We start from the raw sequence: 16601 nt of genomic DNA, 5'->3' as shown, positions 1-16601 counted from the left end.
TCCTCCATATAATCAAACTGTTTTCTCTGATTAATATTGCACTCCACTATATAAATGCAAAAGCACACAGAAAATCATGCTGTGGGTGATACCACAATTTTTTCGGCGTCATTAAGACGCAAGGCCAGATTATAAGACCGTACGCTGATTGCCATAGGGTCGCCTAACGGAGCGCTTCGCAGCACTTTTATAATCGTTCCGGGAACTAATCCCATACTCATAAGCCGTTCTTTCAGAGGCGATGTTTCCAGATATTCTACTTTCACACTGCTACCAGCGTGAACACGATTCAGAGTCATCTTATCCTGCCCAACAACAACTGCCATCATTATCACTCCCATTAATGTTGAATTAGCACTTGAGGAACACTGAATCTGTCAAAACAACCGTGTCGGTTATTATTAGATTGGTATTTCCTAAAATAATACATATATTGGCTATATCAATATAATACAGATAATGATAATGGTTGTCAACGTCAATATTAAAAAGTATAGATATCCCTCTGTATTCGACAAAAATGTTTAAAATAGATGATCAAATTATCATATGTACTGCTGAAGAAATGTTTTTGATGTATTTATATTTTTTTTCTCTTTTGGCAAGGGTAAAAGTTCTATGCTATGATCGGTTTTGTTAAAATTTATTATATTTATTTCCGATAATACCTGCAGACAATATTCTATTTCTTCTGCAGTAATGGCTTTTGCCGAAAAATGAGTGTAAGCTTTTCTGATAGTATCAGTGTCCAGCCTTGCTGTTTTTCCCGCAGATAACGTCTTTTTCAAGAAAATATAAAACAAGCCTATTTCATCATGAGAAGGATATTTTCGTTCATCCATTTTTATATCTTTTATGTTAAACTGAATTTGCTCTTTGCCATTCCAAATGTTTATTTCGGGGTGAAAAACGAAGATCGCATTTTTATTTGCCAATTTGTCGGCAAACTCGCCGAATCCCCAGCCTAGAGCAGTATAGAGCCTATCTTTTACGGAAAATACAAATTTAAGATGTTCCCCATTTTTTCCTAGCCTTTTGGGATTTTTCGCCTGTACTCCGCCGCATAGGAAAAGGGGTGCGGGATTTCCAACACCAAACGGTTCCAGCTGTGCTATATCCGTAATAAGTTTTTTAGTCACCTCTTCCGGATGCAGAACTTCTGCTATTTCCAATAAAGGCTGTAAATTTTCTTCCGTCAAAAAGTCGTCGGCATATTGTGTGAATTTTTTTCGGAAAAGCTCTACTTTGGTTTTATTTATAGTCAGTCCGGCAGCCATTGCATGTCCGCCGAAGGATTCAAGTACATCATCTGATGCGGACAAAGCATCACATATATTGAATCCTCTGATGCTTCTGCATGATCCCTTTCCTATGGCTTCTTCATTGAGACTGATCACTACGGTCGGACGATAGAATTCTTCTACTAAGCGTGATGCGACAATACCAATGATCCCTGGATGCCAATTTTGACCGGCAGCTACTATAGCGGTTGTTTTATCATAATTATTGGCGTGTACTGTTTTTACCGCCTCGGCAAAAGTGCTTTCTACCAAACTTTGCCGAATTTTATTTTCATCATCGAGATATTTGGCCAGCTCTGAGGCCTTTTCTCTATCTTCTGTCAAAAGCAGTTCTACACCGATACCGGCATGCTTAAGACGTCCCGCGGCATTGAGCCGCGGACCCAGTACGAAGCCTATATGCCCTGCCGTGATATTTTCTTTTTTCAATCCGCATAATTTTATTAATTCTATAAGACCGGTATTTTCTATGGCAGTTAAACCGGATTTGACTATTTTTCTGTTTTCATTTAAAAGAGGCACTATGTCCGCTACTGTTCCCAAAGCGACAATGTCCAGATATTTGGTGAATTCTTCGTTTTTTACATTCTGCCACAGAGCTTGGCAGAGCTTAAAGGCTACGCCCACTCCGGCAAGGTTTTCATCGGGATAGCAGCTGTCATCTCTTTTAGGATCTATGACAGCCACAGCTGCCGGCAGCTGTGGTCCCGGCAGATGATGATCGGTTACTATTACATCCATGTAATTTCCGGCATATTCCATTTCTTCCGTCGAACGGATACCGCAATCCACTGTTATAAGTAAATTTGTCTGTCCTATGAATTTGTCGATGGATTGTTTGTGTACTCCGTAGCCCTCACTTTGCCTGTCAGGCAAATAATATTCGACCAGAGCACCGAGCTCTTTTAAGGTTTTATACAGGACGGCGGTTGCTGTTATGCCGTCTACATCATAATCACCAAATATAGTTATAAGATCTTTTTTAAAGATAGCAGCTTTTATTCGTGCGACTGCCGCCTGCATATTAGGCAGCAAAAAGGGATCGTAAAAATTTTGCTCTTGGACATTTAAAAATGCCTGTGCATTTTGCAGTGTCCATCCTCTTTTTAGCAAAACCCCCGCGGCTGCCGGAGATATATTTAATTTTTCAGCCCAAAGACGTTGTCCGGCAGCGTCAGCAGGGGAAATGTTCCATTTTTTTTTCATAAAAGCTTTTCAGCGCTCCTCATCACTAGAATCTCCGATGGAAAATTTTATCCTCTGCGTTTAGCATATAGGATATTACAATAGTATAGCATAAAGTTTGTGTGGTAATTTTATTATTCTGAAGATTGCTTGACATAATATTAATATTTCATATTTGAAAAATATTAAATGCAAATATGAAATAAATAAGTATATCAAGAGTATGATTTTTCCATTTGTTGTAGTGAGCAAAAATTTTTATATAAATTTTATATTAGATCATTATATATATTTATCTTGTACTATATATAATAAAATCTTATATTCATTGAGTTTGCATCCTATTCTTAGAGCTGCAAAAAAATTCAGCATTGACATTATTGACGATCTGTTGCGGCTGTTATATATAGTACCTATAATTGGCATGGTTTTTGCTTTCTATGATAAATGAAAAAATAGAAAAAATATAGAGGTGCGTTTTTTATGAAAACAATTATTATTCCTACACCGGGGCAGGTAGAAATTATCGATACGCCAAAACCGATGCGCGGGCAGGGGGAAGCGCTGCTTAAAGTACTTTACGGGGGAATCTGCGGCAGTGATCTCGGGACATATCGCGGGACTTTTGCTTATGCCTCATATCCGCGTATCCCCGGTCATGAATTTTCTGCTGAAATAGTTGAAATTGATAAAAATGATCAAAATCTGAAAGCAGGCATGACAGTAACCTGCAATCCGTATTTTAACTGCGGGAGATGTTATTCCTGCCAGCGTGGACTGGTAAATTGCTGTACAGAGAACGAAACATTAGGAGCACAAAGAGATGGTGCTTTTTCAGAATATATAACTATGCCGGTGGAGCGTATATATGATGGAAAAGGATTGCCAGCGAAAACATTGGCTTTGATAGAACCGTTTTGTATCAGCTATCACGGTGTCAGCCGTGCACATGTGAAAAAAGGTGACAATGTCCTTGTTGTCGGGGCGGGGACCATAGGCGTTTTGGCATCCATAGCGGCAAAGGCCGCAGGGGCAAATGTCTATATTGCCGATATTTCGGAACAAAAAATGAATTATGCTGTAAATACATTTCACTTGGCTGGCGGTATTTTAAATGACAGACCGGAAGATTTTCTGAAAAAAGTGAACAATGTAACATCAAATAATCTTTTTGATGTTACGATCGAGGCAGTGGGCCTGCCGTCCACTTTCCAAAACTGCATTGATGCAGCTGCGTTTGGCGGACGCATGGTCCAGATAGGTGTTGGTAAAAACAAGCATGATTTTGACTTTACGCTTTTACAGAAAAAGGAGCTTAATGTCTTCGGATCACGCAATGCGCTGAAAAAAGATTTTCTTGCCTTGATAGGTTTAGTCAAGGCAGGGGAAGTAGATCTTGAAAAGATAGTTACCAATACTTATGATTTTGATAAGGCGGATAAGGCTTTTTATGATTTCAGCAAAAATGCCGCATCCATGTTGAAAGTAGTAATAAAATTTTAGGAGTGATCAATATGCAGACACTGAATCTTATGTTACATCCGGAATTGAAAAATGATCTGCCGGAAAAAATAATTCAGTTTGGTGAGGGAAATTTCTTACGTTGTTTTATAGATTGGATGATCGATCGTTTGAATAAAAAAAATATTTTTAACGGACGGATCGTTGCAGTACAGCCGACACCGCATGGCCGCGTGATAGGAAAACTTAATGCGCAGGATGGTCTTTATACAACTGTGCTGAGAGGTGTACAAAATGGTGCGACTGTTAATGAAAAGGAAATCATTACTTCGGTCAGCCGTGGGATAAATCCATATACGGATTGGCAGAAGGTACTTAAATGTGCAGAGGATCCAGCGATAGAATATGTTTTTTCCAACACCACTGAGGCAGGACTTTCCTATAATAATGAAGATAAGGCAGAGATGACACCGCCGCAGTCGTTTCCGGGGAAACTAACACTATATTTATATCACAGATATAGGTATTATAATGGTGCCGCCGATAAGGGTATGTATATTATTCCCTGTGAGCTTTTGGAAGACAACGGAATACTTTTAAAAAAGCTTATTATGAAATATGCCCGGCAATGGAATCTGCCGGCAAGCTTCTGTGAATGGCTCAATGAACATAATAAATTTTATAATACGCTTGTGGACAGGGTAGTCAGCGGTTATCCAAAAGATGAAGCGGAAGAATTCAATAAAGAACTTGGTTACGCAGATGAGCTGTTGGTATGCGGAGAACCGTTTCATTTTTTTGCCATTGAGGGTGATGACTGTCTGAAGGAAAAGCTGCCGCTGCAAAAAGTCGGTCTGAATGTTGCGGTCGAAAGTGACATAACAAAATACAGACAGAGAAAGGTACGGCTTTTGAACGGCGGACACACAGCCAATGTACCGGCTGCGTTTCTGGCCGGATTGGATACGGTGGCAGAAATGATGCAGGATAAAACAGCAGGCCGCTTTGCCTGTCATACTATCAGAGAAATTATTCTTCCGTCTGTGGATATGGATAAAAAAATGCTTGAGGATTTTGCCGAAGCTGTAATTGAGCGTTTTCAAAATCCATTTATCAAACATTATTTGCTTAGTATATTACTAAATTCCACATCTAAATTTAAAATCAGAGTATTGCCTTCCCTGCTTGATTATCACCGTAAATTTGATGAATTTCCGCAGGAACTTTTATTCGCTTTTGCGGCTTATATATTTGTATATAAACCTGTGCGCGTGGATAAGAATCATTTATATGGACTACGTGATGGTATAGAATACGAACTGACAGATGATGAGGAGAATATAATAAAGCTTGATGCGGCCTGGAAGCTGTATAACGGTACCCCGGAAGGAGCTGAGGCAACCGCAGCAGCTGTTATAGAGGACGTTGTCCTTTGGGACGCAGATCTGGCAGAACTTAATATTGTTCAGTCTGTCGGCGCATATTTGTATCGATTGGATAAGGAAGGCAGCCGTTCCGTCATGGAATCGCTGTTGTGAGGGGTGTAGCATATGCAGGCACTGCAAATAAATAAAATTGATAATGCCGCTGTTGCGTTAGAAGATCTCTCTGCCGGAAGCACGGTAAGAGCAGGCGGAAGAGAGATAATTTTGCATGATGATATTCACTTTGGTCATAAATTTGCGCTGAAAGATATAGCAAAGAATGAAAATATTATCAAATATGGATTTCCTATAGGCCATGCCAGTGAAAATATATCTGCCGGTTTCCATATCCACACGCATAATGTGCAAACAAATCTTGGCGAAATTTTGACTTATCAGTATATGCCGGGTATACGATCCGAGCTGCCTTCGACGCAAGGCAGCTTTATGGGATTTAAACGCAATGATGGATCAGTAGGCATCCGCAACCAAGTTTTTATTGTACCGACAGTAAATTGTGTCACTGGCACAATTCGTTTTTTAGAGAAAATAGGCAGAAAATTATGTGCGGATTATACAAATATTGACGGGTGCATAGCTGTGAGCCACCCGTATGGATGTTCGCAGATAGGAGATGATTATCTCAGAACACAGCGTATTCTGGCAGATATAGTAAACCATCCTAATGCCGGTGCCGTATTGGTAGTGGGCCTTGGCTGCGAAAATAATAATATAGCAGAGTTTAAAAAGGCTTTAGGAAAATATGATGAAAAACGTATACGATTTCTTATTACACAGGAGGTGCAGGATGAAAATGCGGAAGGGGAAAACTTGCTGCGGCAGCTGGTAAAATATGCCGCAGAATTTGAAAGGACAGAATGTCCGTTAAGCGCACTGAAGATAGGACTAAAATGCGGCGGTTCAGATGGATTGTCAGGAATAACAGCTAATCCGCTTATCGGAGCTCTTTCGGATCTGCTTATCGGCAGCGGTGGTACGGCACTTTTGACAGAGGTACCGGAAATGTTTGGCGCTGAAACACTTTTGATGAATCGTGCTGAAACCAAAGAGGTTTTTGACGATATTGTTGATCTGGTAAATAATTTTAAAAATTATTTTAAACGCTATGGGCAGATAATATCGGATAATCCGTCTCCCGGCAACAAGGCAGGCGGGATAACTACTCTTGAAGACAAATCTCTTGGCTGCGTTCAAAAAGGCGGACGGGCAGCCGTAACTGCCGTCCTGGATTATGCTGACACTATAAAAAATAAAGGACTGCAGCTGCTTGACGCACCGGGGAACGATTCTGTTTCGACCACAGCATTGGCGGCAGCGGGCTGTCAGCTCATACTTTTTTCCACAGGAAGAGGTACACCGTGGGGAACTATTGTGCCGGTTTTAAAAATCTCTACCAATTCCCGTCTGGCTCGGCACAAGGTCAACTGGATAGATTTTGACGCCGGTAAGCTTCTGCAGGATATACCTATGGAAACTATGAGAGATAGCCTTTTTAAGCAGATACTCCAAATTGCTTCAGGTGAGACAACAAAATCGGAGGATATGGATTTCCACGAAATAGCCATAATGAAAGATGGCGTAACTGAATAAAATTTATTTGAGCGGGCTTGATAAATGTGTCTTTATTATAGCCTGAATGAATAATCTCACAGACAGCGGTAAGAAATATTTGGGAATTTTGTCTACTTATGCTATTATAGTTTCAGGAATAATGACATACTCAAAAAGTGCATTCGTTCCTAAACAAAAACGAATTGCAGGGATGTTTATTTTCCTGCTGATTATAATTTCAAAGAAAAGGACAGAAGCAACCTTATGTTAAATCAATTTTCACGAACAGAGCTCTTATATGGAAGGAAGGCTTTGGAAAGGCTGGCTGATGCTAAAATCGCTGTTTTTGGGATAGGCGGAGTGGGCGGCTACACAGTTGAAGCACTTGCCAGAGCCGGAATAGGGACTCTTGAGCTTGTTGATGATGATAAAATATGCCTGACAAACATAAATCGTCAGATTTATGCTTTGCGTGAGACGATAGGAAGGTATAAAGTCGACGTTGCCGCTGAAAGGATTCGGCAGATAAATCCTGAATGTGTCGTCAGACCGAGAAAAACCTTTTATTCGCCGCAGAGTGCCGAGAATTTTAATTTTGAGGAATTTGATTATATAGTTGATGCTATTGATACTGTGACGGGGAAAGTGGATCTTGCGGTTCAAGCTCAGAAGAACAATGTTCACATAATCAGTGCAATGGGAGCGGGAAACAAGACAAATCCGCTGCTTTTTGAAATAACAGATATATATAAAACTTCTGTTTGTCCTCTTGCCAAGGTGATGCGCAAGGAATTGAAAAAACGAGGCATAGAAAAGTTGAAAGTGGTTTTTTCAAAAGAAAAACCTTCTGTGCCGATCGATGACCCGGCGAACAGCTGCCGGTCGCATTGTGTATGTCCACCGGGAACAGCCAGAAAATGTACGCAGCGGCGTCAGATCCCGTCCAGTAATTCATTTATTCCGCCTATTGTAGGTATGATTATAGCTGGTGAAATTATAAATGAACTGGTTGAAGAAACAAAAAAATAATGGACTGCCGCGCTAAACGCGGCAGTCCATTATTTTTCTGTTTCCTCAAAACGCATTAATAAAAAACACAGATCGGATAATCTATTTAAAAATAGCTTGTCTTGGAGAGCCACAGCGGATTCATCACTTTGGGATAATGTCAATGCTCTCCTTTCGGCGCGTCTTGCTGCTGTACGAGCCGAATCGAGGAACGCACCGCACAATGTATCACCGGGTATTATAAAAGCTTTCAGAGGCGGCAGAGCCTTTTCCAGCTCGGCAATCAAATCTTCTAAAATGCCGACGTCCTTTTCTGTGATTCGCGGTTTTGCATCTATGCTTGCCAGATCAGCCATAAGGGTCATATTCATCTGCTGCAGGTCTTTGATGATTTTCTTGATTCTAGGTTTGCCTGATGACGCTCTTGCCATCGCTAAAGCGGAGTTTATTTCATCAACACTGCCGTAGCTCTCTACCCGCAGAGAGTTTTTAGCAATACGCTGTCCCGTATATAAACTGGTCTCACCCTTATCACCAGTCTTTGTGCAAATAGACATCTAAATTCCTCCAGTCAAATATCAAAAATTTCTGCTTCTGAAAAAAATATGGATATTTCTCTCTCAGCGTTTTTCACGCTGTCAGAAGCATGTACAGCATTGTGCGTTTTATCTTCTGCAAATAATTTGCGGATCGTTCCGGCTTCGGCCTGTAAAGGATCGGTGGCACCGTTGACGGCACGCGCCTTGGCAACAGCGGTTTCTCCTTCCAGCACTGCAGCTGCCAGAGGTCCGGAAGTCATAAAATCAACCAATCGGCTGTAAAAGGTCTTGCCGATGTGCTCTTCATAATGTTTTGCAGCCAGCTCTCTGGTCATCACAAGCATTCGCAGGGCAACAATTTTTAAGCCGCTTGCTTCGTAAATGGATAAAATCTTTCCTGTGTTACCGACTTTAACAGCATCCGGTTTTATTAAAATCAATGTTTTTTCCGCCATTTTTATTATATTCACTCCTGCTTTTCAGCTGTGTAATTTTCGGCAAGAAGATGATAATTAAGGGCCGATTGATGGATGGCCTCTATTTCGTCATCATGCAGTTCTCTTTTTACTTTATAAGGAGATCCTAAGATCATAGAATTGGAAGGCAGCCTGGTCTTATGTGGAACCAAAGTTCCGGCACCGATAATGCTGTTGTCTCCGACGGTGCACATGCCAAGCAATATTGACCCCATTCCGACAAGGCAATTATCACCGATTTTATCGCAATGCATTACTACATTATGACCTACTGTAACATAACTGCCGACAATAGTGGGTTTGCATTCCATTACGTGGATTGTGGTGTTGTCCTGTATATTAGTGTAGCTGCCGATTATAATAGAGTTCATATCGCCTCGCAATACGGCATTATACCAAATACTTGAGTTATCCCCAATCGTTACATCACCGATTATAACAGCGGTAGGCGCGATGAAAACATTTTTGCCGATTTGCGGTCTTTTACCTTTGTATGGAATGATAGGCATATTGCTCCCTCCTTTATTTTACAACCATGACTGGGATGTCTGAATATTCAACCACTTTTTGGCTTTTGCTGCCTATGAATGCTCCTTTGAAAAGACCAAGTCCTCTGCTTCCCATTATTATAAGATCAGCATTTTCTCTTCTGGCCAACTCGATGACAGCTTTATGAACTGAGCCGGTCTCAACATGTTTTCTTGCGCTTACTCCTGCCGGTAATTTGTCCCATATCGCATTAAAGACCAAATCACTGGGGATGTCTTTATTTATGTGGCTGGAGATATAAACAAAATCCAGCTGTGCTCCGCTTTTTTCAGCAAGATGAATCGCCGTATCCACAGCTTTGCAGCCATCTACAGACCCGTCAGCCGCAACTACTATTTTATTTAGCGTTTTCATAATAATTTCCCCCATAATATATTTGTATAATTCTTATTTTCGTTAAAATTTGCCAAAATCCTTTTTCTAAAGAGGATCTCAAAAATAAATTTGACTATATTGGTAATTTCATAACAGCCTGAAATCATTATATAATGATTCTAAAAGTATGATGAATTTACAGAAAGCTGTACACAACCAAAAGTATATGATAAAATACAGAATGCATATAATGGCTTTGGGCAAATAAATCAACTTCATTATATATGCATGTATGCTTTTTTATTTCTAAAGAAAGAATTTTCATCAAAATTACTATACGTCAATTCTGCTTTTATTTGCAGGTTGGAGGAACAGTCAGACATGACACAGAAAAATATTCTTATTGTTACAGCATCTATTGGTTCAGGTCATAATAAAGCAGCTGCGGCTGTCAACAATGAATTAAAGAATCGCTACCCTTCCGCAAAGATTAATGTTGTTGACTTCATGTCACCTGAAACAGCATATTTAAATGACTTGCTGAAAGAGATTTATCTTAAAATGCTGGATTTTATACCGGCACTTTATGAATTTCTCTACAATTTTACATCAGGCCGTATGAAGGGGTCTTCTATTCAAGTACTGCTGGCTTACTTTATGAAGCACAATATGGCATCAATAATTGAAAAGTATCGTGCAGACATTATAATTTGCACACATCCTTTTCCCTGTGCTGCCGCATCATATTTAAAGAGCAAAAAAAAGACTGATGCCATGCTTTTTACGGTGGTCACTGATTTTTGTCTGCATCAGATATGGATATACAAAAATGTTGACATGTATTTTATCGCACATGAGGGACTTAAGCAGGAATTGCTTGAGCGCGGTATAGGTGCGGAGCGTGTAGCTGTGACCGGAATACCGATAAATAAGGTTTTCAGTGAACAATTTGATAAAAATGCACTGCTCACAAAATTTGAATTAAACAATAACACGCCTATTATATTGATCATGGGTGGCGGTCTTGGGCTCGGCAGTGTAAAATATGCTCTCGAGGCCTTGGAAAATCTGGCAATGCCCATGCAAATCCTTGTGGTGGCGGGTGCCAATATTTCATTATGGTCAGAGGTGAACTGCCATATTGCTCACTCTCGTCATTTGATAAAGGTTTGGGGTTATTCTCACAACATTAATGAATTAATGGCTATTTCTACACTCTTGATAAGCAAACCGGGGGCTTTGACTATCAGCGAAGCAATGGCAAGAGAGCTGCCAATGGTATTGCATGCGCCTATTCCCGGACCTGAATCGGAAAATGCTACTTATCTGGCAGATAACGGCGTAGCCATATGGGTACAGAAAAAAGAGCACATCAGTGAGACCGTCAAAGAAATTCTCACTGATAAGGAAAGGCTTTTATGGATGAAACAAAATGCCAGAAATCTGAAAGAGCCTTACGCTGCCTCAAAAATTGTCGATGCAATGTCTGGGTTTTTGGCTGAGGACTGAAATATTTTGTTTATTAAACATACGGGCAAGAGAGTGTGTGAGTCTGTGAGAAATAATATATAATATCTTTGTTTATTTTCGAGGAAGTGGTCTGTATCAAAAAACGTCGTTTTGATATTTTTGTTATTATTCTTTTTGCAGCTCTGGGGTATTTCATTTATATTGCGGTAAATCAGCAGATATATATAAGTAATATAGAACAAGAACGTGCTGCTATTCAAACGCGTTTTGAGGAAGAGCAGACAAAGAATAAAGAGCTTAGTGAAGAAAAACAAGCATTGCAGGATCCGGCATATATTGAAAAGATTGCCCGTGAAGAATTGGGGATGACAAGAAAAGATGAGATTCCCTATGTCGCATCGGATAAGTGAAGAGAACGGCGTCGCGATCATTCTATCCTGTTTAGCGCAGAAACCCTAAAATAAATTATATCTCAGCCTTATTTGATTTTTATTCCCTTGACACTGTTGATAATCTAAGGGTATAATACCATTAAAATGGCTTAACTTTAAGGAGGATTCAATAATTTTATGTCAATTGAAGTTGGCAATGTACTCGAAGGCACAGTGACGGGAATAACAAATTTTGGCGCATTTGTTGAACTGCCCGGGGGTAAAGTAGGTCTGATTCATATATCTGAGGTTGCCGATGTATATGTTAAGGATGTAAAGGATTTTCTTAAAGAGCGCGATAAGGTAAAAGTTAAAGTTCTTACCATAGACGGCAATAAAATCGGGCTATCTATAAAGCAACTTCAAGAAAAAAAACCTCCGCAGCCTGTAGCACCGAGGGTAAATACAGCTCCGGTAAAATTTGTCCCACGAAAAAATTTTAATACCGATTTTCGCCGGCAGAATAGTATAGGGGCTCCGACCTTTGAAGACAAACTCTCTAAATTCTTAAAAGACAGTGATGAAAAACTTACGGACTTGCGGAAAAAAACTGATTCAAAGCGCGGCGGTCGTGGTTCACGCCATTATGAATAATTTATAATTTTCCAAAAGCACTCTATTAAAGGGGTGCTTTTTGTATGTAGCTGCCTAAAAGCAGGGAGAACAATGTTAACACGTGTTATAGAATTCAATAAAAAATATCATCTTTTTCATGCAGAAGATCGTATACTTCTCGCTTGTTCAGGAGGACCGGATTCTTTATGCATGGTACACCTTTTCATGCGGCTGGCAGAAGAGTACAATTTGCAAATATTTGCAGCGCACGTTGAACATGGAATAAGAGGAAAAGCTTCTGTGGAAGATGCGCAATTTGTTGAAAAATTTTGCTGTATACAGCATGTCCCTTTTTATTCCAAAAGTGTAGATGCCTGTGCATATGCCGACAGACATAAAATATCACTTGAAACCGCTGCACGAGAGCTTCGGTATGATTTTCTTCAGGAGACAGCTGCGCTTCTTGGTTGTTCCGCTATTTCTGTCGCACACCATCGTGGAGATCAAGCGGAAACGGTTCTTATGCATATATTGCGCGGTGCTGGAATTGACGGACTTTCCGGTATTCGTCCCAAAGCGGGTAACATAATACGTCCTCTGCTTGACTGTACACGCGCTGAAATAGAAAACTATTGTGTCAGTTATGATTTACATCCCCGCTATGATGCTACTAATGGAGATATTGCATATACACGCAATCGGATAAGAATAGAATTACTGCCATATCTGAAAAATTATAATTTTAATGTTGAAGCGTCATTATGCCGAACAGCTGATCTTCTCGCAGAGGAAAACGACTTTCTGACAACATACTCACAGATTATTTACAGGAAAATTGCTGTCAGGAGCGGCAATAAATGTATATTTTCCCTAGAAGAGCTTTTGCTTCAGCATGTTGCCATAAAGAGGAAAATCATCCGTCTGGCCATATCAGATTTATGCAATGATCTAAAAGACATAAAAAACATACATATTGATGATATAATAAAATTATCTCTAAAAAATAAAACAGGTTCTGTTATAGATCTGCCTAATTCACTAAAAGCGTCAGTGGAATATGGCAAATTGATTATTTTCCTGGAACAGATTGATACCATGAACAGTGATCTATATGTTTTGCTCCGGATTCCCGGCAATACAGAGATATTTGACAAGGGTATCACTATAAATGCGGAAGTGGTAAATGCATCACAGAAACTTAAAACAAGAAAAGTGTGCTTTATAGACAAAAGTAAACTAGCGGGACGATTGAAAGTGCGTTTGCGGAAAAACGGCGATGTATTTTCTCCTAAAGGATTGAACGGACATAAAAAATTGAAAGATTTATTTATTGATAATAAAATCCCCCGTGCCAGCCGTGATAAAATCCCTGTGCTTTTTGATGATCGTGGTATTGTCTGGGTTGCAGGAATTCAACAGGACAGCCGCTGTGTCCCAACCGAAAAGACAACAGTTTTCATCAGGCTCTCATTGTTAGATGATAACAGTATATTGAATTTTAATAATTGAGTTTTTCAGCAGCATTATTATCCAACGGTGTAAAATCTGAATAACGTTTGAAAGGTATCATTATTTAGAGCAGCCGGATTATCGGATAAAACAATAAACGTTCCAAAATGAAAGGCGGCTCTTTTTATGCATAAGGATTTAGAAAGAATTTTATTTACTGAGGAACAGATTCGCGAGCGTGTAGTTGCATTAGGAAAACAAATAACAGCTGATTATGACGGCAAAGAAATAGTGGCTGTTGGAATATTGAAAGGCGCTATAGTGTTTTTTGCTGATCTTGTGCGTGAAATAAAACTTCCTGTGAAATTTGACTTCATGGCAGCATCCAGCTATGGTGCCAGCACAAAAACCAGCGGAACAGTGAGAATATTGAAGGATATTGATACAGATATAGAGAATAAACATGTAATAATAGTTGAGGATATAATAGATTCTGGGCTTACGTTAAAGTATCTGAAGGAAAATTTTGAACATAGGAAAGCTGCAAGTGTGAAGCTGTGTGCAATGCTGAATAAACCGGAAGGCAGACGGACTGATATTAAAGGCGATTATATAGGTTTTGATGTTCCTGATGAATTTATTGTCGGCTATGGACTGGATTATGCTAGTACATATCGCAATATTCCTTACATAGGTATTTTGAAAAAGTCAGTGTATGCCTGAGCCTGGCAATTGAGAATTTCCATATTTGATGATATAATGTTGTCTCATAGGCTTTACATAATATGGCACTACAATAAGGAGGATTAAATATTGAATAAATTTCTACGAAATGCCGGCTTTTATGTATTAATCATACTGATAGCAGTTTCGTTGATAGATCATTTTTATAATAACTCATCTAAAAAACCAGAGATTAACTATACTGCGTTTTTGCAACAGGTAGATGCGAAGAATATTTCAAAGGTAACTATCATTGACAATACTATAAGCGGCACATTATCTGATGGAACAGAATTTACGACCATTGCTCCTACTTATCCAAATAACGACACCTCACTGTTGTCAAAACTGCAAACTAATGGTGTGGAAATAAAGGCAGAAAATCCTCCAGACCCACCTCTGTGGACAAGTATCTTTACTTCTATTCTGCCGATTATTCTGCTTATTGGTGTTTGGTTTTTTATTATGCAGCAGACTCAAGGCGGCGGCAATCGTGTTATGTCTTTCGGTAAAAGCCGTGCAAAAATGAATACTAATAAGGTTAAGGTTACCTTTGAAGATGTGGCCGGAGCCGATGAAGCCAAACAGGAATTGGAAGAAGTTGTCGAATTCCTTAAACATCCTAAGAAATTTAATGACTTGGGTGCTCGTATCCCTAAGGGGGTTTTGCTCTTTGGCCCTCCCGGCACGGGCAAAACTCTTTTGGCTAAAGCTGTAGCTGGGGAAGCAGGTGTTCCTTTTTTCACAATAAGCGGTTCTGATTTTGTGGAAATGTTTGTGGGCGTGGGTGCTTCGCGCGTCCGTGATCTGTTTGATCAGGCAAAGAAAAATGCACCATGCATAGTATTTATTGATGAAATAGATGCTGTTGGCAGGCAGCGTGGTGCAGGACTTGGCGGCGGACACGATGAACGTGAACAAACACTTAATCAGTTGCTTGTAGAAATGGATGGTTTTGCTGCCAATGAAGGAATAATTATCATAGCCGCTACCAATCGTCCTGATATCCTAGATCCGGCGCTTTTGCGTCCCGGTCGTTTTGACCGGCAGATCGTAGTTGACCGCCCCGATATTAAGGGAAGGACAGCTATATTGAATGTACATGCTAAAAATAAGCCCATTGATAAGTCCGTTGATTTGGGGATATTGGCAAGACAGACTCCCGGATTCACCGGTGCTGATTTGAGCAATCTGATAAATGAGGGGGCTTTGTTGTCTGCACGGCGTGATAAGAAAACCATTGGAATGACGGAGCTTGAAGAATCTATTGAACGTGTAATGGTCGGACCGGAAAGAAAATCAAAAGTCATCAGTGATAAAGATAAACGTTTGACAGCTTATCATGAGGGCGGACACGCTCTGGCCGGGCTGCTGCTAAAAAATGCAGATCCTGTTCATAAGGTGACGATTATACCGCGTGGCCGTGCGGGGGGATATACGCTTAGCCTTCCTAAAGAAGATCGCTCCTATCACACACGCAGCGAATTGATTGATCAATTAAAGGTCACGCTCGGCGGACGTGTTGCTGAAGAGGTTATTTTAAAAGAAATCAGCACAGGTGCTCAAAATGATATTAAGCAGGCTTCACGTATTGTTCGTGACATGATTATGCAATATGGTATGAGTGATGTGTTAGGGCCTATTTCCTTTGGCGAGGGCAATGATCATCAGGTATTCCTCGGCCGGGATCTCAATAATCAAAGAAATTACAGCGAAGAAGTGGCCTGTGAGATAGATAAGGAAGTACGCCGTTATATTGAAGAGGCATATGAAGAATGTCGTACACTTATTATTGAAAATATTGATAGACTTCATTTATTGGCTGCAAAACTTATCGAACATGAAACGTTGACTGCATCACAGTTAAAGGAACTTATGGAGAAGGGCGGTCTCAGCGAAGATAATGATAGCAGCGATGGTGATAATAACAATCCATCATCTGCCGGAGAAACTACCGATGAACAGACAGCTTCTTCTGAATCAACAGTAGGAACCCATGATAAAACAGATGATACTGCTACTGAAGAAAGTCCGGTAAATCCGAAACCAAAGTTTGATTATAATTTGACATCTAACGGAAAGTAGCATATTCTCATAAAGATGCTGATAAAGGGGTCTGTCACTTGGAAAAGTATTTTTCAAG

Annotated in this window: 16 protein-coding genes; 10 read left to right on the top strand and 6 right to left on the bottom strand. The window is 40.0% G+C overall.

Going from position 1 to position 16601, the window contains the following annotated elements:
* Window positions 1–74: 74 nt before the first annotated feature.
* Together I6758_RS09255 and recJ are read right to left on the bottom strand one after the other, a co-directional pair.
* Complete coding sequence (locus I6758_RS09255) at window positions 75–299, bottom strand: FeoA family protein (protein ID WP_196604993.1); 225 nt, start codon at window positions 297–299, stop codon at window positions 75–77.
* A gap of 246 nt (window positions 300–545) precedes the next feature.
* Entirely contained in the window at window positions 546–2507 is a 1962-nt protein-coding gene (recJ, locus tag I6758_RS09250) for a single-stranded-DNA-specific exonuclease RecJ (protein WP_196604977.1), read from the bottom strand.
* Between the two features lie 462 nt (window positions 2508–2969).
* Between recJ and I6758_RS09245 the strand changes: the two genes are divergently transcribed.
* The 4 genes from I6758_RS09245 (at window position 2970) to I6758_RS09230 (ending at window position 7972) form a co-directional block, all read left to right on the top strand.
* A complete protein-coding gene (locus I6758_RS09245; protein WP_196604976.1) occupies window positions 2970–3989 on the top strand; it encodes a zinc-binding alcohol dehydrogenase family protein in 1020 nt (339 codons plus the stop codon).
* 11 nt (window positions 3990–4000) lie between these two features.
* Window positions 4001–5485, top strand: a complete 1485-nt coding sequence (locus I6758_RS09240; protein ID WP_196604975.1) for a tagaturonate reductase — start codon at window positions 4001–4003, stop codon at window positions 5483–5485.
* 12 nt (window positions 5486–5497) lie between these two features.
* A complete protein-coding gene (locus I6758_RS09235; RefSeq protein ID WP_196604974.1) occupies window positions 5498–6982 on the top strand; it encodes a UxaA family hydrolase in 1485 nt (494 codons plus the stop codon).
* A gap of 225 nt (window positions 6983–7207) precedes the next feature.
* On the top strand, window positions 7208–7972 hold the full coding sequence (locus I6758_RS09230; RefSeq protein WP_196604973.1) for a tRNA threonylcarbamoyladenosine dehydratase: 765 nt from the start codon (window positions 7208–7210) through the stop codon (window positions 7970–7972).
* Between the two features lie 29 nt (window positions 7973–8001).
* Here I6758_RS09230 and I6758_RS09225 read toward each other — a convergent pair whose 3' ends face one another.
* Genes I6758_RS09225 through I6758_RS09210 form a run of 4 tightly spaced genes read right to left on the bottom strand, consistent with a single transcriptional unit; the run spans window position 8002 to window position 9869 of the window.
* Window positions 8002–8508, bottom strand: a complete 507-nt coding sequence (locus I6758_RS09225; protein WP_196604972.1) for a cob(I)yrinic acid a,c-diamide adenosyltransferase — start codon at window positions 8506–8508, stop codon at window positions 8002–8004.
* 14 nt (window positions 8509–8522) lie between these two features.
* Window positions 8523–8945, bottom strand: a complete 423-nt coding sequence (gene ndk, locus I6758_RS09220; protein WP_196604971.1) for a nucleoside-diphosphate kinase — start codon at window positions 8943–8945, stop codon at window positions 8523–8525.
* Window positions 8946–8956: 11 nt separating this feature from the next.
* Complete coding sequence (locus I6758_RS09215) at window positions 8957–9475, bottom strand: gamma carbonic anhydrase family protein (RefSeq protein ID WP_196604970.1); 519 nt, start codon at window positions 9473–9475, stop codon at window positions 8957–8959.
* Between the two features lie 13 nt (window positions 9476–9488).
* Window positions 9489–9869, bottom strand: a complete 381-nt coding sequence (locus I6758_RS09210) for a universal stress protein (protein ID WP_196604969.1) — start codon at window positions 9867–9869, stop codon at window positions 9489–9491.
* A gap of 342 nt (window positions 9870–10211) precedes the next feature.
* On the opposite strand from I6758_RS09210, the gene I6758_RS09205 reads away from it, so the two are divergent.
* From I6758_RS09205 to ftsH, 6 genes are all read left to right on the top strand, one after another.
* The gene (locus I6758_RS09205) at window positions 10212–11339 is read left to right on the top strand and encodes an MGDG synthase family glycosyltransferase (protein ID WP_196604968.1); all 1128 of its coding nucleotides are present in this window, start codon (window positions 10212–10214) and stop codon (window positions 11337–11339) included.
* A 68-nt stretch (window positions 11340–11407) separates the two neighbouring features.
* Window positions 11408–11710 carry an FtsB family cell division protein gene (locus tag I6758_RS09200; protein WP_231038607.1) on the top strand — a complete coding sequence of 101 codons (303 nt, stop codon included), beginning with the start codon at window positions 11408–11410 and terminating at the stop codon, window positions 11708–11710.
* A 159-nt stretch (window positions 11711–11869) separates the two neighbouring features.
* Entirely contained in the window at window positions 11870–12325 is a 456-nt protein-coding gene (locus tag I6758_RS09195; RefSeq protein WP_196604967.1) for a S1 RNA-binding domain-containing protein, read from the top strand.
* A 72-nt stretch (window positions 12326–12397) separates the two neighbouring features.
* Window positions 12398–13795 (top strand): tRNA lysidine(34) synthetase TilS, encoded by a 1398-nt coding sequence (tilS, locus tag I6758_RS09190; protein ID WP_196604966.1) that lies wholly within the window; start codon window positions 12398–12400, stop codon window positions 13793–13795.
* Window positions 13796–13921: 126 nt separating this feature from the next.
* Window positions 13922–14458: a hypoxanthine phosphoribosyltransferase gene (gene hpt, locus I6758_RS09185; RefSeq protein ID WP_196604965.1), complete on the top strand. Its 537-nt coding sequence runs from the start codon at window positions 13922–13924 to the stop codon at window positions 14456–14458.
* Between the two features lie 90 nt (window positions 14459–14548).
* Window positions 14549–16543, top strand: coding sequence for an ATP-dependent zinc metalloprotease FtsH (ftsH, locus tag I6758_RS09180; RefSeq protein WP_196604964.1), 1995 nt, complete (start codon window positions 14549–14551; stop codon window positions 16541–16543).
* Window positions 16544–16601: the final 58 nt, after the last annotated feature.

The organism is Pectinatus haikarae, assembly GCF_015732185.1.
Taxonomy (GTDB): domain Bacteria; phylum Bacillota; class Negativicutes; order Selenomonadales; family Selenomonadaceae; genus Pectinatus; species Pectinatus haikarae.
The sequence above is the reverse complement of the archived record's forward strand: the minus strand, read 5'-3'. Positions and strand labels throughout refer to the sequence as shown.